The sequence below is a fragment of the Mucilaginibacter sp. BGA-UO-ETr-C110 genome, assembly GCF_059567985.1.
Map to the genome: position 1 here is coordinate 14,386 of NZ_JCAQPB010000002.1, position 24,522 is coordinate 38,907.

Sequence of the window (24,522 nt, forward strand, 5' to 3'; positions counted from 1 at the left end):
AAATCCCTTTGCAAAATGGATAAAAATTTACAAAAGCGAATGAGATACCGTATTTCCTTATTGATGGCAAGCATGTGGCTATGTTTTTCAAGCTACGCCCAAACTGTCAGTATCTCCGGAAAGGTAACAAAGGCCGACAACTCCGAACCGATGGTGGGAGTAAACATTAAAGTTAAAGGAACAGAAACCAAAGCTTCCACTGCCATTGATGGTAGTTATGTAATAATAACAAAACCGGGCGATATACTTGTCTTTAGCTATTTAGGTTATACATCTCAGGAAATAGCAGTTAAACAAAGCAACAAAATTAACGTCAAGCTAAATTCAACATCCAGTAACTTAGAGGAAGTAGTGGTTATTGGTTATGGTAAACCGATAGCAAGAAAAGATGGTACTGGCTCCATAAGTTCAATATCGGGGAACGAATTACGTAAAACACAACCGACTACTTTTGACCAGGCCCTGCAGGGAAAAGTAGCAGGTGTAGTGGTACAACAGATATCAGGTCAGCCTGGTGGTGGCGTATCTATTCAAATACGTGGTGTGTCGTCAATAACCGGCTCTAATTCGCCCTTATACGTAATAGATGGTGTTATTATTCCTCCGGTAAACGATCCTGGTTCCGGCTCCAATCCATTAAGTGGTATTAACCCTACTGACATCGAATCACTTGATGTATTAAAAGATGCATCTGCAACGGCCATTTATGGTTCGCAGGCTACCAATGGCGTTATTGTTATTACTACAAAAAGAGGTAAAGTAGGACCGCCAACAGTAAGTTACGATTTTTATACCGGTTATCAGGAAATTCGGTCGAGGCTCCCTACTGTAAACTTACAGCAGTTAGCAACCTTTTTGAATGCCCGTGCACAAGTTTGGGGCTACGGTACAAGGCCTGAATTGGCCAATCCGCAATATTTAGGTAAAGGTACCGACTGGCAAAGTGAATTATTCCGGAAAGCGCCGCCGACCAGTCATACACTTTCTATAAGTGGTGGTGATCCCAGAACTCAATATTTTTTATCCGGGTCTTATTTCGACCAGGAAGGGATAGCACTTGGGTCTGATTTCAAGAGATACTCCGTACGTTTAAACTTGGACAATAAGACCACTAACTGGTTAAAAATTGGAACCAGCCTTCAGTTTTTTCGTGTTCGTGAAAACACGGCTTCCAGTGATGGCGGTGTAATTGCTTCGGCACTAAGCCTTACACCCGATATTCCGGTAACTAACGCCGATGGCTCGTGGGGTGGTGTTACCACCACGGATGGCTGGGTACCTGGTGTTGCAAATCCTGTAGCGATAGCCTTGATCACAAAAAGCCAATCTGCAAGATATGAAGCCTATACCAATGCTTATGCGGAAATACAGTTTACTAAGGATCTGTCATTTCGAACAGAGGTATCGGGTAACTTCAGGTTTGGTACCCACGATAATTTTAATCCGGTTTATAATTTTGGTAAAACCACTAACGCTATCAACAGCGCCAGCTCCTCTGTGGATCAAGACGCCTACACCGTATGGCGCCAATATCTAACTTATAATCATGATTTCGGAAAATATAAACTCAATGTTTTAGGAGGGCACGAAGCAAATACAAGCTCTTTCGAAAAAGTAGGTGCCGGGCGTAAAAATTTCGTTTCCAATACTGTGCAGGCTATTGATGCTGGTGACCCTACCGTTCAAACAAATAGTGGTGATAATGGTCTCGGCAGTGCATCCGAGTCCTATTTTGGTCGTGTTAATTTTTCCTGGAATGATAAATATCTGATCACTGGTAACCTGCGTAACGATGGTTCTTCAAATTTTCCGATTAACCATAATTGGGCTGTTACCTATTCAGGCGCATTTGCATGGAAAATTAATAACGAGTCATTTTTGAAAAATGTAAAAGCTATCGATGAATTGAAACTGAGATTGGGTTATGGGCTTACCAACAATCAGGGTATACCGGGCAATACTTATGCAACCCAACTTAAAACCGTTGCTACCGGGTTATCAGGAACTTCGCAGTATCAAAGCAATTTGGCAAATCCAGACGTAACCTGGGAAAAAACAAATTATTATAATGCCGGACTTGATGCATCTTTTTTTAACGGCCGCATAAACTTTTCGTTAGATGTTTATGACCGCGAAACAAACGGACTTTTATTGAAAATTCCGCTTCCTCAATATAGCGGTACTACCGCGGGCTATTCCCCCGGGGCCATGACCGCACCTTATGTAAACGTCGGTTCTGTTCGCAATAGGGGTTTTGATTTCCATATCGGCACTACTAATATCACCCGCAAAAACTTTATATGGAAAAGTGATTTTACCTTATCGCGGAATGTGAACAAAGTGCTTAGTTTGGGTGCCGGCGGTGATGACGCCAGCTTAACAGCGAGCGCTCTAGGAGGCGTAGCTGAAAAAACCGTAGTAGGCAAACCTATCGGCGAATTTTATGGCTATATATTCGATGGCATATTTTCAAAGCCAAGTGATTTTCAAACGCATGCCCGATCTGCTGATCAAGCCGGAAACCCGTATCCGATTTCTTCCAGTGGCGGTGGTATTTGGTATGGCGACCGCATGTATAAAGACTTGAATGGTGATGGTATTATCGACTCCAAAGACCAGACTTTTCTGGGTTCGCCGATCCCTAAATTCCAATATGGGATCAACAACTCATTTACCTACAAAAATTTTGATCTGAATATCTTCTTCAGTGGCAGTTATGGCAACAAAGTTTTCAATCAATTGCGTGTATCACAAACCAGTTCACAAAATAACACTGCCTATTTTACCGATGTATTAAATTACGCGAAATTGGCTTTGATAAATCCACAAGGTTCGTCATCCGATGTCAACAACGTGTATGTCACTAACCCTAATACAACCGTTGTCGGTTTAAGAAACGATCAAACCAATTATAATGATCGGCCTTCTAATTTGTGGATCGAAGACGCTTCATTCCTGCGGTGTAAAAATATCACATTAGGTTACCGTTTGCCAGAAAGTGTTTTATCGAAAATATTTGTGCATTCACTCCGAGTATATGCTAATGTATCCAACGTATTTGTAATCACAAAATATAAAGGGATGGATCCTGAAATAGGTGGGTGGAATCCCCTTCAGGTAGGTTGGGATGGGGGGAATTATCCTCTGCCACGCGTATTTACTATTGGTGCAAACCTAACCTTTAGCAAATAAAACAATCACCAATTCTTAAAAGAAAAATCATGAAACCAATTAATAAAATCATAATTATTTTGCTATTTGGAGCGGCGATTGCCGGATGCAAAAAAAGTTTTTTGGATCGTCCGTCCACCTCACAAATTAGTTCGACAAACTTTTACAAAACCCCCGCCGATCTGAGGCTGGCTACGGCAAGCTTGTATGGCGGTGCGTCATGGTGGCAATGGCATAATGGTGCTGTTATCCCGTTGGGCGATATATTGAGCGGAACTGCTTATAAAAACTATAACGGCGATTTTGTGCAGCTTTTTACTCGTACAATCACAGCGCAAAATGGCGTTTTGCAAAGTGGCTGGGCCGGTTTGTATATTGAGATCGGTCAATGCAATAATGTTATTAATGCCATACAGCAAACAGCATCGGCATCTGTACCTCAGGCAAGCAAAAATGCTGCTCTTGCCGAAGCAAGGTTTTTGCGCGCGGTAGCTTATTACCACCTCGCTGTTTACTGGGGTGCCGTTCCTATTATTGAGGATAACACCAAGTTAATAAAGAACCCTCTGCTTTATCGCAATACTATTGCGGATGTATTTAAATTTATTACTATCGATTTAACCTATGCCGCGCAAAATCTTCCTTCAAAAGACGATAAAGGCAGGGTAACCACTTGGTCAGCGCAAGGAATGCTGGCCAAAGCGTATTTAACAATGTCGGGTGTGGGCAGCAAGGCGGAAGGAATACGCAACCAGGCTTTACTGGACAGTGCAAAAAAATATGCAGCCAATGTGTGTAAAAACAGTGGATTAGCATTGTTTCCCAGCTATTATGATCTTTTCAAAACGCAAAACAACGATAGCCCCGAATCATTATTTGCCTATCAATGGGCACCAGGTGTGGGTTACGGAAATGGTAATACCTATTTAACCTATTCACCAAGCAATGATATAAACCCTACAAAAAATGGTGCATGGAATGCCTTATCACCAACCTGGGATTTGTATAAGATGTACTCTGCTAAAGATACCGTACGGCGCAAAGCTACCATTATGCTCACCGGAGATTATTATCCCGAATTGAATGCTGCAGGTGGTGGTTATAAAGCAGGCGGGATATGTATGAAAAAACACATTATTGGCAACGAAATAGATAATAGTTCACCAACAATGGATTATTGGTCGTCCATCGAACATGACCCGGTACTCAGATTGGCCGATGTGTATCTGGTATATGCCGAAGCCATTTTAGGTAACAATGGTACCACAAGCGATGGTGACGCGCTATTGTATTTTAACAAAGTGCGAACAAGGGCCGGCGTGGATCCTGTAACGGTGTTGGACGGTGCTACACTACGCACTGAAAGAAGAGTTGAATTTGCTTTTGAAGGACAATATTGGGTAGATCTTGTTAGGTATTCTTTTTATAGTCCGGTTGCAGCAGTGAAGTTGCTTAATGATCAGGATGCCACTCACAGCCGACAGACGTTTAGTTATGATCCTAAAACGCGCATAGCTACAAGAGATACTACTGCGGCGCCATCTGCGCTTCCGGCCACTATCAGTGCATTTACATTACAAATTCCGGCGTCCGAGTTGGGAGCTAACCCCAAATTGGCGGCACCTCCGGTACCTTATTATTAATTAAAAACATTAAAAATATTATTATGAAAAAAAAATCATACTTAAGCTTGTATTTTTTGTCGCTTCTCTTCATGATAGTGGCCTTATTGCCGGCTTGTAAAAAAAGTACTGAGAACACTCATCCCCCGGTCATTTCAAGTATTAGGAATTATATAGCCTCGCCGAAAGATACAGTTTTGCATAGCGCCGTAGCAAAGGGACAATGGGTGGTTATAACCGGGCAGAATTTGCAAAATGCACTTCGAATAAGTTTTGATGGTGTTCCTGCCTCTTTTAATGTTGCTTTGTTTGCTCCGAACAGCGCAGTAGTGCAAATACCTGCCATACAGTTTTCAAAAATCGATATGGCCAAACTTTATACTGTAGAATATACTACAGCAGGAGGCTCAACAACGTTTTCTTTTAAATTGGGGCCGGCGGCACCTACGCTTACTGTTATATCGGACGTATTTACCAACCCAGGTGATTCGGTTTACGTTTCTGGTACCAATTTGGTATTGATTAAAAGCTTCTCATATGGGGGAAGTGCAATTTCCTCGTTTAAAACCGACACTAATGGAAATTACATTGGTTTTCTTATGCCGGCTGTTAAAACCACCGATCAGGTGATAGTAAATACAGCGAGTGGCACAGCTGCACTCAAAATAGTGGCCACCCCAACCATTACCGGTGTTTCCAACGAAAATGCCCAAAAAGGTGATTCTGTTTATGTTTATGGTACCAATCTTAGAAGTATTCAAACGGTTGTTTTTGCCGGCACTACAATTACTTCTTATAAAACCTCAATTAATGGAAAAGCTATTGGTTTTATTTTACCTGCATTATCGAGCAGTGAGCCAGTATCTGTTACTACAGAGTTTGGCACTGCTGCTACCGTGTATAATGTAAACGATGTAGGAACAGGCTCCATATCCAATTGGGATAGTAATTTTAATTGGCAATACTGGGGTGCTGGCAAAAAGACTAATGGCGATCCCAATTTCCCTGGCAATTCAAGTACCTATTTTGTATTGGATATTAGTGGGTTGGCCAAGGGCGACGGGTGGCCGTGGAGTACTAACATACCAATGAATGGAGCACAATGGGTGCCTAAGGCCAATATTGCTGACTCGGCTAGTCATTGGGCATTTAAATTTGAAGCAAGTATCCCAAAAGCCTGGAATGGTACCACTGTTGATATTGTAAGCGGAGTGGGTGGCTATATAGCCCGATGGGAACCATGGCAGAAAAACGCTACTACCATAGCGCCGTACACGACAAAAGGGTGGGTAACAGTAACTATTCCTTTAACATCCTTCCGTACATCAGATCCTACGCTTGGCGAGGGTATGGGAGCTTCCATATCTAAAATTGCCGATTTAACGGGTACATCCGGAAATACCTCATGCACATTGTACATACATAACTACGGTACTTCGGCAGCCGGCTTTTATGGGGCTGTTGATAATTTGAGAGTTGTAAAAATTAAGTAAGCTAAAGCACCACAGCAGCATATTGCTGTGGTGCTTTTAAACGAATTAAAAGATTAGCTTTTTTTCGATAAAACGAAACTAATATGAAAAAAATAAAAATAAAGGCGGCCTATCGTATTTTGGGAATAGCTATTGTAATTATAGCTGCCGTTTCTTGCAAAAAAACAGGGACAGCTCCCCCGGAGCTTACGCTATCTAATATAACGCAGGCTATACCGGAAGACGGTGGAACCGCAGCTTTGGCATTTACCAGTAATGCGGCATGGAGTATTGATACTACGGGCATCGGATGGTTGCATTTAGACAAAACATCGGGTAATAGCGGCGATGCGGCCATTAAAGTTACGGCAGCAGTAAATTCATCAGGCAGTACCCGGTCGGTGCTATTAAATGTGAGTTCGTCTAATGGTCAAAGCAGACGAATTACCGTAATGCAAAATGCCCGAATTTATCCATCATATAATACATCGCCCAAAGCACCTGATGCAACTGGTATGGGTAGTACTGCTTCGCAAATAGCTGCAAATATTACCTATGGTTGGAATTTCTATAACACCATGGAAGCCCCGGGTAGCGAAACCGGATGGGGAAACCCGCCAATTACCCAGCAAATGTTTGATTTAATCAAATCAACTGGTGTAAATGCGGTAAGAATACCAATTCGATACGATGGACATTTTATCAACACGAAAACGATGCAAATTGACCCGACCTGGCTTGCGCGTATAAAACAAGTAATTCAATATGGTATTAACGATAATATGTATGTGACAATCAATATCCATTATAATCCCGGTAATGAAACAGGTGTTCAACAGGATACCGCTAATGCTAAGCACAAAGCAATTTGGGAACAAGTAGCTACTTATATGCGCGATTTTGACGAACATTTGATGTTTGCCAGTGCCAATGAACCTGATGCGAGCGACGTGCCAACAACGGTTACGTTAATGCGTTATCACCAATCATTTATTAATGCAGTGCGTGGAACAGGTGGAAAAAACACTTATCGTACTATAGTTATTCAGTCGCCTTCTACATCAATAGATTTGCTTAACGCTTATCTTGATCCGACTAATGTATATAAAACACCAACATTACCTACTGACCCTACGCCTCATAAAATGATGCTTGAGTTCCACTATTATAGTCCGTCACAGTTTTGCATATTAGGAGGTCCAGGTACTATACCTGGCGACGCAAGCTGGGGTAAAGAGCTGTATTTTTGGGGAAAAGACTTTCATACTACAAATCCGAATTTTTTGGACCGCAATTGCACATCTGCGAATGAAGAAGCTTATGTAGATTCTATAATGCACACCATGAAAGCAAGGTTTGCGGATAAGGGCATTCCATTGTTTATGGGCGAGTATGCGTCGAATTATCACGCTGGTAAATTAACAGGGTATCCGGCCGATTCGCTATTGGCATTAAAGTCTGCGACTCATTTCACTGCTTATATTGCACAACAAGCCAAAGCAAATGGCGTAATACCGTTTTTATGGGCAGGTATATTTGACCGTCGAGGTAAGGACGGAGTCCCGCAAGGGCCCACAATTGTTGGAGACACTGCAACATTGAATGCTGTAAAACTTGGCGTAAACGCAGGCGTAGATAAATTTGGCTCAGGCGCAAAGTTTCATTAAGAACGCTGAATTATATTGTAAAGCCACGTTCGATGTATGCACTCATCGGGCGTGGCTATTACTGGATTATCATCCGAACGATATTTAAAATAAAAACTTTACCTATAGAAGATCATAAGCCGAATGAAAGCTAAACATTCTTTTAAAATATTATTTTTTCTAATTGCCGTCATATCTTTTTTTTCAGTCAAAAGGGCTGATAATAACAATACTGTCATTTATCCTTCTTATAATACCTCGCCAAAGGCCCCTGACTCAACCGGAATGAGTAGTAATGCTGTTCAGCTCGCCGCTAAAATCAGGTTAGGGTGGAACATCGGCAATACTTTTGAAGCCCCGGGCGGCGAAACAGCGTGGGGTAGCCCTGTTATTACGGAAGATTATATAAAATTCGTAAAACAGCAGGGATTTAATGCCATCCGCATCCCATGCGCCTGGAACTGGAAGCACTTAAGTAACCAGGCGACTGAACAAATAGACCCCAACTGGCTCAAAAGGGTAAAAGAAGTGGTTGGGTATTGCGTGAAAAATGATATGTACGTCCTGCTCAACATTCACTGGGATGGCGGCTGGTTAGATGGCAACATTAATACAGCTATGCAGGATTCTGTCAATGCCCGGCAAAAGGCATTGTGGGAGCAAATCGCCACAACGATGCGCGATTTTGATGAACACCTGATGTTTGCCGGCGCAAACGAGCCGCCTGCAGACAATGCGGAAAAAATGGCCATACTTAATACCTATCACCAGACCTTTATCAATGCGGTGCGATCTACCGGCGGCAGGAACAGTTACAGGGTGCTGGTCATTCAGGGCCCTTCCACAGATATCGACAAAACCAATGACCTGATGACTACGCTTCCCGAGGACCAGGTGGCGGCACGGATGATGGTGGAGGTACATTTTTACACGCCCTATCAATTTTGCCTGATGGAAGGCGATGCTAACTGGGGCAAAATATTCTATTACTGGGGAGCTGGTCATCACTCTGCAAGAGAACCGGACCGCAATGCCACCTGGGGTGAAGAGCGTGACGTAGATGCCTCGTTCGGTAAGATGAAGACGAAATTCGCCGACAAGGGAATTCCTGTCCTGTTGGGCGAGTATGGTGCTTACCGGCGCGACAACGGCAAACATACGCCTTTGGATCCGGCAACGCATAATGACGCGGTGGACTATTGGCTAACTTATATTACCAAACACGCGAAAGCCAATGGGATATTGCCTTTTTTCTGGGACACAGGCGGCGCTTTGGACAGGCGAAATTATACAATAAAAGATCAGCGTACGATCAGATCCCTCAACGCGGGTGCCAACTAAAATATGAACAGAGGATTTACAAATTATTTTCAATACCTATGACACACAACGCTGCCGCTATCATGGATTAAAACATGATAGCGGCAGCATTACGGATAGCAGAATTGCGAAGTTTTCCCAAGTTTATAGGGATGACATTATTGATCATGCTGAATGAAAAATGAACATGAAACGAGCTACAACTACTATAGAAAAAACGAACAGCCTCAGATGAGAAAATTTATAATCTTATTTATAGTAAGTCTTTTAATTCCTTCCGCTGCGTTAAGAGCGCAGGAAGTCAAACGGTTTTTCCCGGAAAAGGATCTGGTGACTACCGGTATCTATTATTATCCGGAACATTGGAGTGAAAACCAATGGGAACGTGACATCAAAAAGATATCAGAGATGGGTTTTGAGTTTGTCCACCTGGCCGAATTTGCCTGGTTCAAAATGGAACCCGAGGAAGGACAGTTTGATTTTACCTGGCTGGACAGGGTGCTGAACCTTTGCAGCAAATACCATCTCAAAGTATTGCTGTGTACACCTTCGGCAACCACCCCAACCTGGATGCGGTTGAACTACCCGGAGACCTTTGTTATGGACGGTCATTATATCCGTGCGGAGAATGGTACGCGGGGCTTGGAGTCCATTGTTAATCCGAAGTTTTGCGACTATGTCAAAAAAATCGTAGCGGAAATGGCCAAACGATATGGTCAGAACAGCAATGTGATCGGCTGGCAAATAGATAATGAACCGGGTGCCTTGTCCGATTATAGTCCCTCGTCACAGGAAGCATTCAGAACCTGGCTGAAGAATAAATACAAAACCATTGATGGATTAAATACGGCCTGGGGAGCGGCTTTCTGGAGCCAGTGGTTTAATAGCTTCGATCAGGTAATCATACCGAATACGAACCTCGTTGGTTGGTGGGGTAATAACCCTCATGCGCTGCTGGATTTTAAAAGGTATACAGCGGATGCACAAGCCGGATTCCTGGATTTTCAGGCGGGCATTTTACGCAGTAACATTTCAAAGGCGCAATTTGTTACAACCAACTATACGGCAGTTTGTACGGGTTCGGATCCTAATCGTACCCAAAAACTGGATTTTGCAGCCTACACGGCGTATCCAAACGGGGGGAGTGATAATATTGGTGAATCAGGCTTCCGTTTAGGCAACAGCGATGTTGTCCTTTTTGCGGCGGAATATTACAAATCTGTGGGCGGTGTGTCAGGGGTTATGGAGATCCAGCCGGGCCCCGTGAATTGGGGAAGCTATACCCCGCTGCTTTTACCGGCTACCGTTCGCCTATGGTTGTATCATAGTTTCGCGGCTGGGGGAAAGATCGCTTGTTCCTACCGCTTTCGTCAAATCTTGTATGGCGCAGAACAATATCATGCCGGTGTGATACAAACTGATGGCGTGACGCCTTCGCAGGGCGGTAAAGACTACATGCAGTTCATGAAAGAGATAACAGAACTGCGGAGACAATTTATATCCGGCAAAAAGATGCCGGAAAAGCTGGCCGCGAGGTCGACCGCATTGCTCTGGAATGTGGAAAATTACTGGAGCATTGACAGGCAAAAACAGACAGGGCAATGGAATACATGGGATTATCCGGTAAAATTCCTTAAAACGGCAAAGTCGTTGGGAGCGCCTATAGACGTCATTCAGGAAACGGCAGATTTGTCGAAGTATAAATTCGTCATCGTTCCGGCCTATGAAATGGTTGACTCTGCACTGGTAAAAAAATGGCATGACTATGTTGCAAAGGGCGGCCATCTGATCATTACCTGCCGTACCGCTACCAAAGATCGCAGGGGCCATTTTTGGGAGGGAGAGACCGCCATGCCCATTTCAAACCTGATCGGTGCCCATATTAGCCAGACAGATATGCTTTCGTCGTATGGTAAAGGCGATATACTGATGAATGCGAAGCATTATCCATGGCATAGCTGGGCGGATTTACTGATGCCGGATAATACTACGGAAGTGCTGGGCACTTATGATAATCAGTTCTATAAAGGAAAAGCTGCTGTTGTAAAACACCGGATCGGCAAAGGCGATATCACCTACATCGGTGTAGATACCGATGATTCCAAATTAGAAAAGGATGTATTGAGGCAGCTTTATCAGGATGCCGGCGCCGCAACGGAGGACTACCCACCCGGGGTCTTTGTGTATTGGCGCGATGGTTTCTATACGGCATTAAACTATTCATCAGATAATTACACGATAAAGCTGCCAGATAATGCGAAAGTTTTAATAGGGGAGAAGATACTTAAACCATCGGGTGTGCTCGTGTGGACAGAATAATTTTACTAAGAATAAATAAACAAATGAAAAAAATAATTGGGGCATTGGTGCTTTTGCAATTCGTTTTTTTGGCAAATGTCAATGGCCAAAGGGCGATCAATGTGGATTTTAACAAAAGCTCGGGTAAGCTTAATACCATGTTTAACGCCTGTGTAGGTGCGGGCAGGGCAAATGAAGGGTTGCGTGCCGATTGGCAGCAGCAACTGGAATATGTAAGAAAGCAATGCGGTTTTAAATATATCCGGATGCATGGATTGCTCACTGACGATATGGCGGTGTATACCGAGGACGCAAAAGGAAATCCTCAATATAATTATATGTATGTAGACGCGCTGTTTGATTTTCTGCATAAAATTGGTATGAAACCTTTTGTGGAGCTGGGTTTTATGCCCAATGCCCTGGCAAGTGGAAGCCAGACAATCTTCTGGTGGCGGGGTAATGTTACCCCGCCCAAAGATTATAATAAATGGGAGGCGCTTATCAGCAACCTTGTTCAGCATTTTACAGAACGGTATGGTGCAGAGGAGGTAAAGACCTGGTATTTTGAGGTATGGAATGAGCCTAATTTATCCCCCGGTTTCTGGACTGGAACGCAGGCGGATTATTTCAAACTCTACGATTATTCTGTCAAGGCGGTTAAAGGGGTAAATCCTCAATACAAGGTAGGCGGGCCGGGCACTGCGGGTGCGGCATGGGTTCCCGAGATGATCAGCCATTGCAGCAAGAATAACGTTCCCATCGACTTCATCAGCACACATTCTTATGGCGTAAAACAAGGCTTTCTGGATGAGTATGGTAATTCGGGCACGGTACTAAGTAAAGATTCATTGGCCGTAAGTGGCGATGTATTAAATTCCCGTAAACAAATTGCGCAATCCGCGATACCCGGTCTGGAACTGCATTATACGGAATGGAGCTCATCCTATACACCCGCAGACCCTGTGCATGACAGTTACCACGAGGCAGCCTATATTTTGGAAAAACTAAAACAAGTTGGCAATACGGCCAACTCCATGTCGTATTGGGTTTTTACCGACGTCTTTGAAGAACCCGGCCCGCGGTTTACACCTTTTCATGGAGGTTTTGGTTTACTCAACATTCAAGGCATCAACAAGCCTGCTTTTTATGCTTATCAACTTATGAATAAGCTTGGAAGCACTGAATTGGCCAGTACCGACACCCGTTCATGGGTTTGCAAAAATGATAAAGGGGATATCCAGACATTATTGTGGGACTATACTTATACTTTACCGGATTCTGTCAATAATCAATCCTATTATATCAGGGATTTGCCCGCCAAATCAAAAGGGAGGGTGAAACTAAACCTTTCGCACGTACCTGCCGGAAAATATACCCTGGAAATTTATAAAGTAGGTTATCGGGTAAACGATGCCTATACCAGCTATCTGGATATGGGCAGGCCGGGCCAGTTAAACAGGCAGCAAGTCGAAAAGTTAAAAGTAGAAAATGGCTCGCCTGTCGCCAAACAGGAGATTGAAGTAAAGCCCAATGCTGTGTACTCCCGCGAATTTAATATCCGGGAAAATGATGTTGTCCTGATAAACCTGATTAAAAAATCTTAACCTATGAATATATCCATACCGAAATTGAAAAGAATAAAGAAAATGTGCGGCTGTGTGCTGTTTTTTTTCCTGCTGATGGCAGGCGTGGCCGATGCACAGCATATACTGAATGATAACGAACAAAAAGAAAAAATCCATTCCCTGGTCAGCCAGATGTCTTTGCGGGAAAAGGTCAGCCTGCTGCACGCGAATTCCAAGTTTTATGTATCCGGGATAAAGCGCTTAGGTATCCCGGAATGGGCACTGAGCGACGGGCCGCATGGGGTGCGGGCCGAAATTAACAGGGACGACTGGGCTTATTCGGGCTTGACCACCGATTCTGCCACCTGTTTTCCTCCCGGAACGGCCCTGGCCGCCACCTGGAATCCTGAACTGGCCTTTAAACAGGGACTGGTGTTGGGTGAGGAGGCCCGGTTTCGAAAAAAAGATGTTTTACTGGGGCCTGGTATCAACATTATCCGTTCGCCGCTTTGTGGCCGAAACTTCGAATACTTGAGTGAAGATCCTTTGCTGATTTCAAAGATGACCGTTGCTTATATCAAGGCTCTGCAGTCAAAGGATGTGGCAGTGAGCGTCAAGCATTGGTTAGCCAACAACCAGGAAACACACCGTGATTCTATTGATGTGCAAATGAGTGAAAGGGCTTTGCGTGAAATTTATTTGCCCGGCTTCAAAGCTGCGATCACTGAGGGCGGGGCTTATACGGTAATGGCTGCTTACAATAAATTCAGGGGCGACTGGTGCTCGGAAAACGAATACCTCGACAGGCAAATTCTTCGGAAGGAATTTGGATTTAAAGGCGTCTTAATGACCGACTGGGCTGCGGCGCATACGACTGTGAAGGCTGCATTAAGTGGGCTTGATCTGGAAATGGGCACCGATAAAAAAGATTACAACGAATGGTATTTTGCCGATCCCCTAATAGAAGCGGTAGAAGAAAGAAAAGTGCCGGTATCGGTAGTTGATGAAAAAGTAGCGAATGTGCTGCGTGTCATGCTCAAGACAAAGATGTTTGATGAAGGTAACCGGGAAAAGGGAAAAATGAATACACCGGAGCATCAAAAGGCAGCGTACAATTCAGCGGCCGAAGCCGCGGTATTGCTTCAAAATAAGGGCAACCTGCTGCCTATCAATTTCAATAAAATAAAATCGGTTGCTGTTATTGGTGATAATGCTACCCGTAAACATTGCGCAGGGGGGCTTAGTTCCGAAATAAAAGCACTATATGAAATAACACCCTTGCAGGCTATTGAGCAAAAGTTCGGCGCCAACGTGAAAATAAACTTTGCTCAGGGATATGAAAAACAATCCACTTTCAAAGAAGGCAGTAACAGGGGGCAGGCAAATTCAGACCATGTGGATTGGAAATTGATTCAGGAGGCTGTAAAGGTTGCCAGGGAATCAGAGGTGGTGATCATTTTTGGCGGTTTAAACCACGATTTTGATACGGAATCTTTTGATCGCCAAAATATGAACCTGCCTTATGGACAGGAAGTTTTGATCCAGGAAGTGGCCAAAGCAAATCCGAACACTGTTGTCGTCATGGTAGCCGGTTCTCCTGTAAAATTAGCGGGCATTGTTAACCGGGTGCCTGCTATTCTATGGTCGTGGTATGGCGGTATGGAGGCCGGCAACGCGGTGGCTGATGTATTAAGCGGCAAGGTAAATCCATCCGGTAAATTACCTTTTACCATACCGGTGACACTAGATCAGTCGCCAGCCCATGCGCTGGGCAATTATCCTGGAAGAGACCTGAAAGTAAATTACGAGGAAGATGTTTTGGTGGGTTACCGCTGGTTTGATACCAAAAAAATCCAGCCCCAGTTTCCTTTTGGATACGGACTCTCTTATACCGGTTTTACACTTAACAGTTTTTCGACGGACAAGAAAAGCTATGGGCAGGACGATACCATTCATGTAAAATTCGTGATTAAAAATACGGGTGGCCGTTATGGCGCCGAGGTTGTGCAATTGTATGCAAGCGATCCCGTCAGTTCGGTTTTGCGCCCTGAAAAAGAATTAAAAGCTTTTCAAAAAGTTTTTCTGCAGCCAGGCGAAATGAAGACAGTTGAACTGCAGGTAAAGATCAGGGATCTGGCTTTTTATGATGAAACGAAAAAATCATGGAAAGTGGAAGCCGGCGAATCCGTGCTGCAATTAGGTAATTCCTCACGCAATATTTCAAAAACAGTAAAAGTTTTAGTCAAATAAACTCACCTGAACAATCATGGTGTAATAAAGGGAACAACGGTTGATGGAGGATCGGTGAACCGGAGAATACAAGTCCTCCGCAATATGAGGATGGATAGAATGACTTTCAATTATGAAAATAAGAATAAAAAAGCTGATTATATTTTCAACACTCTTGCTTACCGTCTTGTCGGTCAAAGCACAAACATTATACGTCGGAACCAATTATCATCCCCACGATGATAAAGACCAGGAAAAAATAAAAAGAGACATCGGGTTGATGAAGGCTGCCGGATTTAAGGTGGTTCGGATGGGCCATCTGGCCTGGGACAGTTATGAACCTGCTGAAGGTCAATTCGATTTTCAATGGTTTGATTTTGTGATGGACATGATGAATAAAGCGGGGATCAAGGTGATTTTGGATATCGCTGTTCGCCCGGCACCTATTTGGTTGCACCATAAGTACCCCTTCATTGATGTGACCAGTCCCAGTGGTGTGTCGCAATATCCGAACCATCGCTATATGGATGATGTAGGTGATCCGATGTATCAGAAATATGCCATCCGCTATGCGGATACGCTTACAAAACATTATGCCAAACATCCCGCTCTGCTGGCTTTTGGTATTGATAATGAATCTGGTGATGGCCCTATTTCATACTCAGAAACGGTGAGAAAAAGGTTCGTTGTTTGGCTGATGAATAAGTATTCAAACCTGGATAATTTTAACAAAGCCTGGGCTACACAACGTTGGTCCAGACGAATTACTCAATTTGATGAAGTTGGACTGCCCGTGACAGGTGAAAAGAACGGCGCCCACGAGAAAATATTGGATTTCAGGCGTTTTATTTCTGACGAAGTTAACCAGTTACTCTTTAAAGTGATTGGAGTGGTTAATACTAACGCACCCAATGCCCTAACTAATACCAATGCCTGGTACTACAGCTCGTTGAAATATTTTGACTATTCAGAGATGGCTTATTCAGGCAAGATGTCCCGGGAAGGCGCCGGCTTTTATCCTGGTAATTCTTTAACTACCAATTGGGGGGTGATGAATGCCTTGTTCGGAATTGCCCGTATTCAGTTTGAAAGTGCAACCCCGTTCTGGTGCAGTGAGTTTACTACGATGACGGCAGTTCCCAATTCGATTAGAAAATCGGCCTATGCCACACTGATGTATGGTAATCAAATGGTTTGCGGCTGGACCTGGCAAAGTATGTGGGCAGGAGAAGAACAATACCTGGAAGGCATGCTTGATTGGGACGGCATGCCCAACCGCAAATATGATGAATACAAGAAGATAGCTGCGGAGTTTAAAAAGATTGAAAAATATTTTCCATACAAGCCCTGCCCGGAAGTTGGCTTAGCATTCTCGTTTCCAAGTCAGATAGCCAGCAGTTCTTTCCCCGAGGCGCAGGACCAACAGTTACAGAGCTGCTGGAATCTGTTTTATACCCGTAATATGGATGCCAATGTTGTTGAGATCAGTAAAAGCCCATTAAAATATAAATTGCTTTTTGTACCCGGTGTAACTGTAATGGATGAAACCACTGCCAATAAAATCCGGGATTTTGTAAAAAATGGCGGAACTGTTGTTATGACCAGTAACTCCGCTGTGGTTGACGAAACCGGAAAAGTATTTGCGTCCACCCATCCAGGACGTTTAAGCGATGTATTCGGAATACGGGTAGCCGGTTATGAAGAAACAGAGCAGATGAACGAAGTATCCCGTACGTCGTTGAGAGGCAAAAAAATTCAATTAATTTATCAAGGGAAAACTATTGGAACTGAATCAAGCCGATATGATGTTATCCAACCTAAAGGCGCTGAAATTCTTGGAAATGTAACCAGCCTTGATAAAGATTACCCGATTATTACCGCTAACAAATACGGTAAAGGCAGGGCAATTTATGTCGGTTTGCCGGCAAGCGCCGATGTACTGAGCCCATTGCTCGATAAACTGATTGATGAACTGGATATGAAAAAAGGGCCACAGGTACCGGTGGGCGTTATAGCCAGACAAATCGACAGGAACCACTTTTTATACCTGAACCTAACGGGAGAACCAAAGGAAATACCGATGAATGGGAAATCGCAGAGTATTCTTTTGGACAAAAGTTACACCGGCAATTTTACTATTGCACCTTATGAGCCGGAGTTTATAGAAGTAAAATAGATTGATTTTTTATTCATGAAATAATTGAAAGTGACCATTCTTAAATACCATTAAATGCAGAAAATTCAGACCCTAATTATATCGTCAATATTGTTTATTGCCTTCTTATGGCCGGCTGATGGTAATGCGCAAACAAATTTATATGTTTCTGTCAAGGGCAATGATGGTAATCCAGGTACGCAAAGCAAGCCATTGGCTTCTATAAGTGGTGCATTGTCCAGGGCACGGAAAATTTCGGGAGCTGTTTTCATCAGGCTCTGCGGAGGTACCTATTATTTGAGTAAGCCTGTCGTGTTTACCTATGCCGACTCTAGGAAGGATAATGAACCACTGACTTTGACGAGTGTTGACCATCAGAAGGTGATCATAAGCGGTGGCGCCATATTGGGCGGTTTGAACTGGACAGCATATAAAAATGGCATCTGGCAGGCTAAGCTTGGTCCTGACCTTGTTTTTGATGAGTTGCTGGTGGACGGAAAATTACAGCACATGGCCCGTTACCCGAACTATGACCCGTTGGTGCAGATTCTTAGTGGTACAGCAGCCGATGCCATCAGCAAAGAACGGGCTGCAAGATGGAAGTCGCCCGCGGGTGGATACGTACATGCCTTGCACAGTGCTAAATGGGGCGATTTTCATTATATCATTACAGGAAAAGACAGTAGTGGTCAACCTATGCTGGAAGGAGGCTGGCAAAATAACCGGCGTTCGGGTATGCATGAAAAATATCGTTATACAGAGAATGTTTTTGAAGAATTGGATACCGTAAACGAATGGTATTACGATAAGAAAACGAAAATTCTATATTATTTTCCGCCTGCCGGTCTTGATTTGAAGACTGCAAGATTTGAAACACCACAGATTGCCCACTTATTTGAATTCAAAGGCACAGAGGAAAAGCCTGTTAAAAATATTATCATCTCCGGGCTTACATTAACAGAGACGGTACGCACCTATATGGAAAATAAAGAGCCCTTGCTACGCAGCGACTGGACGATTTACAGGGGTGGGGCAGTATTGTTCGAAGGCGCCATACATTGCCGCCTCGAAAACAGCCTTCTGCATAATCTGGGTGGCAACGCTGTTTTTTTTAATAAGTTCAATCGGGACTGCGAAGTGTCCGGGTGCCAGATTTCCGAAATTGGCGCAAGCGGCATTTGTTTTGTCGGCGACCCGAGTGCCGTACGTTCGCCCAGTTTTGAATACTATCAATATATACCACCATCGGAAATTGATCTTACACCCGGCCCAAAAACAAACAATTACCCAAAAGACTGTAAGGTTTATGATAACCTGATGTTTAACCTGGGTTATGTAGAAAAGCAATCAGCCGGGGTGCAGCTATCTATGTCTGAGGATATCACGGTTAGCCACAATACCATTTACGATGTGCCCCGTTCTGGTATAAATGTAAATGAAGGAACCTGGGGAGGGCATATCATTGAATATAATGACGTGTTCAATACCGTAAAGGAAACCGGAGATCATGGGTCTTTTAATTCCTGGGGCCGTGACCGTTATTGGCAGGCGGATAAGAAGAAGCTTGATTCAGTGATTGCCGAAAACCCGACGCTGGCCCTCCTTGATGTTGTAAAGCCCATTGTGCTTCGTAACAACCGGTTCCGCTGCGACCATGGTTGGGATATTGACCTGGACGATGGATCCAGTAACTATATTATTACCAATAACCTGTGCTTAAACGGAGGAATCAAACTGCGGGAGGGAGTAAACCGCGTTGTTGAAAACAATATTATGGTTAATAATACTTTTCACCCTCATGTATGGTTTAAAAACAGCGGCGACGTGTTTCGCCATAATATTGTTGGAGCAGGATACTTGCCTATCGGTATTTCCGCCTGGGGAAAGGAAGTTGATTATAACGCTTTTCCTGATTCCGTTTCACTGGCTGAAGCAAAGTCCCGCGGAACGGATGGGCATTCAGTCTACGGCCCCCTGACCTTTGAAAATCCTGAAAAGGGAGATTTTAGAATAAAAATTGGCGCTAGGGCATTGTCAGTTGGCTTCAAGAATTTCACGATGGATAACTTCGGCGTTGTTTCCACGCGGCTGAGGGCCATTGCCAAAAAGCCATTTTCCCCGGCAATCTCAGTTACTAATAATTTAAACAAAGACGACATCATAGATTTTATGGGTGCCAGGATAAAAAACCTGAGCACAGCCGGCGAGCAATCTGCAACCGGCATGGATCAGATCAGAGGTGTGCTGGTACTCTCTGTTACTCATGGATCGGCTGCATCGGAATTCCTTCAGGCCAATGATGTCATAATCACTTTTAATCGCAGGCAGATTAACAATCTTAAAGAGCTGCTGGAAGCCCGGGGCACGGTTACCGGAAAAAATACTGAAATAGTGATCTTTCGCAACCAACACCAATTGAAGCAAAAGATTGAAGTAAAGATGTAATAAATATGAATTTTATGAATAGAAATTTTTTCCTGGGAATCATTTTTTCTTTATGCCCAGTAGTGTTTTGCAATGCTCAAATCAGCGCTCCAAAACCATTTGGCCCGATCCCAACCAGTAATCAACTGCGTGTGCAACAAATGGAATCCTATGCATTTGTGCATTTTTCATTGAATACCTACACTGATCAATCCTGGGGATTTGGTAACGAAGATGTGGATTTGTTTAACCCAAAAGATCTGGACTGCCGGCAATGGGCACGGACCTGCAAAGAAGCGGGTATGAAAGGAATCATCATTACCGCCAAGCATCACTGTGGTTTTTGCCTTTGGCCATCAAAATATACGGCGTATTCTGTTAAAAATTCGCCCTGGAAAAATGGCAAAGGGGATGTGGTACGGGAAATGGCTGAGGCCTGCAAAGAATATGGTTTGAAATTGGGTATTTATTTATCTCCCTGGGACAGGAATAACCCGGATTATGGCAAACCGGAATATATCACCTATTTCAGGAACCAGCTCAGGGAACTGCTGACTAATTATGGGCCCATTTTCGAGGTATGGTTCGATGGTGCCAATGGCGGGTCGGGTTATTATGGTGGTGCTAACGAAACCCGCACCATCGACCGGACCACTTACTACGACTGGAAGAATACTTATGCGCTTATCCATAAACTGCAGCCAAATTGTGTAATCTGGAATGATGGCGGCGACAGGGGTGATCTTCGCTGGGTAGGAACGGAAGCCGGTTATGTAGGTGAAACCAATTGGAGCCTGCTCAACGCTACAGGCGAGGTAACCTGGAACATGTTACATTATGGTTTGGAAAGCGGTAACACATGGGTTCCTGCTGAAGTAAATACCTCCATCAGGCCGGAATGGTTCTATCATCCGGGTGAAGACACCAAAGTAAAAACGCTGCCACAGCTTATGGACACTTACTACCATTCCATAGGTCGCAATGCTACCTTCCTGCTTAATTTTCCGATCATGCCTAATGGTTTGATCAACGAAAGAGATGAGAAAGCAGCTTCAGAACTTGGCAAAGCGGTTAAAGAAACGTTTGCCGCAGACCTGGCTAAAACGAAAAAAGTAACTGCTTCTAATGTTCGTGGCGGCAGTAAAGAATTTGGCGCTGATAAAGCTGTTGATAACAACAAAGACACTTACTGGGCGACAAACGACAATATAAAAACCGCTTCCCTGACGATTGATTTGGGTAAGCCTACTTCGTTCAACCGGTTTCTGGCACAGGAATATATCCAATTAGGGCAAAGGGTAAAAGCATTTACAGTTGAAGTACTGGTTAATGGTAACTGGAAAGAAGTAGCCCATGCAACGACGATTGGGTACAAACGGATTCTTACTTTTCCGAGTGTGAGGGCGACAAAGGTCCGGTTGAATATTACCGATTCAAAAAGTTGTCCTCTTATTTCTAATATCGGTGTTTATAGCGCACCGCAGATCTTGACTGCTCCGATTATTATCAGGGATCAATCCGGTAAAATAATCATCACCCCGGCAGATAAAGAATCAGCAGTTTATTATACATTGGATGGAAGTGCACCCACCAGGAGTTCAAAAAAATATACCGGTCCATTTCAAACAGAAGGGAAATTGGACATAAAGGTAATTGCCGGCGATGCCGCTACAGGCAAAAGTAGCCCAGAAGTAGAGGAGAAATTTGACCTGTCCCGCAAGGATTGGAAAATTTTAGGAATCAACGATGAAAAGGCTAACGCGGTTTTAGATGGAGATCCTTCTACAGTATGGCATCAAAATAAGGATAAAAAAATGCCGGTTGATTTGGTGATTGACCTGGGAAAAGAAGAAAGTTTGTCTGGATTCAAGTATTTACCCGATCCTGGTTTATGGGGGCCTGGCATTATCACCAATTATCAATTTTATGTTTCGCCCGACAATAAAGAATGGAAACTGGTTAACGAAGGAGAGTTCTCCAATATCAAAAACAACCCATTGATGCAAATAAAAAAATTTACGCTTGAAAAGGCACGCTATATCAAATTGAGGGCTTTGAAGAATACAGAGGGGAATGATAATACAGGGTATGCCGAAGTAAATGTGATCACCAACGAGCGCTAAAATTATGGATACAAATAAAAACTTTAAAAATCGGGTGCCTGGAGTATTGCGTTTGGAGATTGCGCTCTTCTTGTTTTTAGCTTTATTTTCTATGAATGTAACAGCGCAAAACAACTCAAATCCACGGTCTGCAAGGACAAAGGAGAATTTTGATTTCAGCTGGCAGTTCCACAAAGGCGATATCGCTATCAAACGGGCAGTAAAAGCTGCCGGTTATGGTGGTTTAACAGATATCAATGTCAAAGTTGAAACGAATAAAGAAGCCATTATTGCTTATACTGATGTCGGTAAAGCGGCTACATTCAAACCCGAAGACTGGAAGGACGTAAATCTTCCGCATGATTGGTGTGTAGAGGGGACTTTTGTTAATGATAAATCCATCGGGAGCTCGCCGGCTGTCAGCGGATATTTGCCCGGCGGGACAGGCTTTTATAGAAAAGAATTTGAAATACCCGGAACCGATAAGGGTAAAAAGATATCCATAGAGTTTGATGGGATTTTTAGAAATAGTACTGTTTGGGTCAATGGTCAGCTCATAGGCAACCACCAAAGCGGCTATACACCTTCAAATTATGATTTGACAGATGTTTTGCGCTACGGTAACGAAGGCAAAAATGTTATTCTGGTAAAGGTTGACGCCACTGAATATGAAGGTTGGTGGTACGAAGGGTGTGGGATTTACCGGCATGTTTGGCTCAATAAAACCGACAGACTCCATGTTGACCGGTTTGGCACCTATGTTACTACTTCTTTAGTTTCGCCTGATGAAGCCGCGGTAACGGTAAAAACCAATATTAAAAACGAATACGGCGTAGTTAAAAACATTACACTCATTTCTAAGATTGTCGATAATAAAGGAGTTGTACTTGACACAAAAACTTCATCTCAGGTAATTGAGCCGTTTGGCACAACTGAGCTTTCACAAAAAGGAGCTATTCAAAAGCCTTTGCTTTGGACACCCGAAACCCCGGACCTTTATAAGGTACTGACTGAAGTTTCTGAAAACGGGATTGTCATTGATAATTACGAAACTATTTTTGGGGTTAGGACAATCGAAATAAACCGAAATGGGGTATTTCTAAACGGAAAACTTTATCCGGTGAAGGGTACTTGTAACCATCAGGATTTTGCCGGGATTGGTGTAGCCCTCCCCGATAAGATAAACGAGTACAAATTAAAATTGCTCAAAGAAATGGGTAGCAACGCTTATCGTTGTTCGCATCATCCTCCCACTCCCGAACTGTTGGATATGTGTGACAGGATGGGTTTACTTGTATTGGACGAAAATCGCATGTTGTCTAGTTCTGAAGAAGGGATAAAGGATTTGAAAGCTATGTTATACAGGGATCGTAACCATCCATGCGTATTTATGTGGAGTATGGAAAATGAAGAATGGATACAAGGCACGGTAACGGGAGCGAGGATACTGAAAACACTGGTTGACATTACTCATAAAATCGATCCAACCCGACCTGTGACTGCTGCCATGAATCACGGACGGAACGAAGGCGGCTATAGTGATGTGCTGGATGTTGTGGGATATAACTATGGAGACAAGGGTTTGGCATATGTGAAAGACCATGAAAAATACCCAAACCGGGTTGAGTTTTGTACAGAAGCCACAAGTTTCATTTCAACTCGTGGAGAGTATCAGAACGACTGGGGAAAAGGTTATGTTTCAAACCTTGGGTTATGGCAACCCGACTGGGGGCCACTGCCCGGCGAAGACTGGGCGGACATTGTTAAATATCCCTATCTCGGAGGGTTGTTTGTCTGGACAGGTTTTGATTACCGTGGTGAACCTACTCCATACCAATGGCCATGCGTTACATCACATTTCGGGTTTATGGATATATGCGGTTTCCCCAAAGACGGGTACTATGCGTATAAAGCGGCCTGGACAAACGAACCTGTAGTACATATTTTCCCCCATTGGAACTGGCCAGGCAAAGAAGGAGACAGCATAAAGGTGTATTGTTACACCAACTGCGACGAAGTGGAGTTATTTCTCAACAGGAAAAGAATAGGCAGGCAAAAAGCAGTTCCCTATACTAAACTGATATGGAACCTGGTATATATGCCCGGTAAATTGGAGGCCAGAGGGTATAAAAACGGAAAATTGGTAACCAAAGACATTGTTGAAACAACAACGGCTCCGGCTCAGGTGATGTTGGACAGCGATTGCAATAAACTTAAAGCTGACGGCACCGACGTGGCCGTTATTCGGGTGGCAATTAAAGATGCCAAAGGAAGGGTGATCCCGACATCGGCTAACCTGGTAAAGTTTTCAATTGAAGGACCTGGAAGAATTATTGGTACTGGTAATGGTGACCCCAGCAGCCATGAACCGGATAAAGCCAGCCAGCGGATGGCGTTCAATGGGTATTGTTTGGTGCTGGTTCAATCAAATAAACAGGCCGGGGAAATCCGGTTAAAAGCTTTTTCCGAAACCCTTAAAGGAGATGAGGTTGTTATTAAAGTCCAATAAAGTTAAAAC

General features: G+C 43.7%; 12 protein-coding genes. All 12 read left to right on the forward strand.

The genetic code is table 11. The features are described from left to right. The first annotated feature begins 39 nt into the window (after positions 1 to 39). The 12 genes from AC57BQ_RS01455 to galA all read left to right on the forward strand — a co-directional run bounded on the left by AC57BQ_RS01455 (position 40) and on the right by galA (position 24,513). Entirely contained in the window at positions 40 to 3,192 is a 3,153-nt protein-coding gene (locus tag AC57BQ_RS01455) for a SusC/RagA family TonB-linked outer membrane protein (RefSeq protein ID WP_496404586.1), read from the forward strand. A gap of 29 nt (positions 3,193 to 3,221) precedes the next feature. Then, positions 3,222 to 4,814 carry a RagB/SusD family nutrient uptake outer membrane protein gene (locus AC57BQ_RS01460; protein WP_496404587.1) on the forward strand — a complete coding sequence of 531 codons (1,593 nt, stop codon included), beginning with the start codon at positions 3,222 to 3,224 and terminating at the stop codon, positions 4,812 to 4,814. Between the two features lie 23 nt (positions 4,815 to 4,837). Further along, positions 4,838 to 6,286: a glycan-binding surface protein gene (locus AC57BQ_RS01465; protein WP_496404588.1), complete on the forward strand. Its 1,449-nt coding sequence runs from the start codon at positions 4,838 to 4,840 to the stop codon at positions 6,284 to 6,286. A gap of 83 nt (positions 6,287 to 6,369) precedes the next feature. Beyond that, complete coding sequence (locus AC57BQ_RS01470; RefSeq protein ID WP_496404589.1) at positions 6,370 to 7,932, forward strand: cellulase family glycosylhydrolase; 1,563 nt, start codon at positions 6,370 to 6,372, stop codon at positions 7,930 to 7,932. Between the two features lie 264 nt (positions 7,933 to 8,196). After that, the gene (locus AC57BQ_RS01475; protein WP_496404590.1) at positions 8,197 to 9,252 is read left to right on the forward strand and encodes a glycoside hydrolase family 5 protein; all 1,056 of its coding nucleotides are present in this window, start codon (positions 8,197 to 8,199) and stop codon (positions 9,250 to 9,252) included. A gap of 210 nt (positions 9,253 to 9,462) precedes the next feature. Next, positions 9,463 to 11,550: a beta-galactosidase gene (locus tag AC57BQ_RS01480; RefSeq protein ID WP_496404591.1), complete on the forward strand. Its 2,088-nt coding sequence runs from the start codon at positions 9,463 to 9,465 to the stop codon at positions 11,548 to 11,550. A 23-nt stretch (positions 11,551 to 11,573) separates the two neighbouring features. Next, positions 11,574 to 13,133 carry a GH39 family glycosyl hydrolase gene (locus AC57BQ_RS01485; protein ID WP_496404592.1) on the forward strand — a complete coding sequence of 520 codons (1,560 nt, stop codon included), beginning with the start codon at positions 11,574 to 11,576 and terminating at the stop codon, positions 13,131 to 13,133. Positions 13,134 to 13,136: 3 nt separating this feature from the next. Next, positions 13,137 to 15,344 (forward strand): glycoside hydrolase family 3 C-terminal domain-containing protein, encoded by a 2,208-nt coding sequence (locus AC57BQ_RS01490; RefSeq protein ID WP_496404593.1) that lies wholly within the window; start codon positions 13,137 to 13,139, stop codon positions 15,342 to 15,344. 112 nt (positions 15,345 to 15,456) lie between these two features. Continuing rightward, the gene (locus AC57BQ_RS01495) at positions 15,457 to 17,499 is read left to right on the forward strand and encodes a beta-galactosidase (RefSeq protein ID WP_496404594.1); all 2,043 of its coding nucleotides are present in this window, start codon (positions 15,457 to 15,459) and stop codon (positions 17,497 to 17,499) included. A gap of 54 nt (positions 17,500 to 17,553) precedes the next feature. Further along, positions 17,554 to 19,923, forward strand: coding sequence for a right-handed parallel beta-helix repeat-containing protein (locus AC57BQ_RS01500; protein WP_496404595.1), 2,370 nt, complete (start codon positions 17,554 to 17,556; stop codon positions 19,921 to 19,923). A 14-nt stretch (positions 19,924 to 19,937) separates the two neighbouring features. Beyond that, positions 19,938 to 22,025 carry an alpha-L-fucosidase gene (locus AC57BQ_RS01505; protein WP_496404596.1) on the forward strand — a complete coding sequence of 696 codons (2,088 nt, stop codon included), beginning with the start codon at positions 19,938 to 19,940 and terminating at the stop codon, positions 22,023 to 22,025. 4 nt (positions 22,026 to 22,029) lie between these two features. Next, a complete protein-coding gene (gene galA / locus AC57BQ_RS01510) occupies positions 22,030 to 24,513 on the forward strand; it encodes a beta-galactosidase GalA (protein WP_496404597.1) in 2,484 nt (827 codons plus the stop codon). Positions 24,514 to 24,522 lie beyond the last annotated feature (9 nt).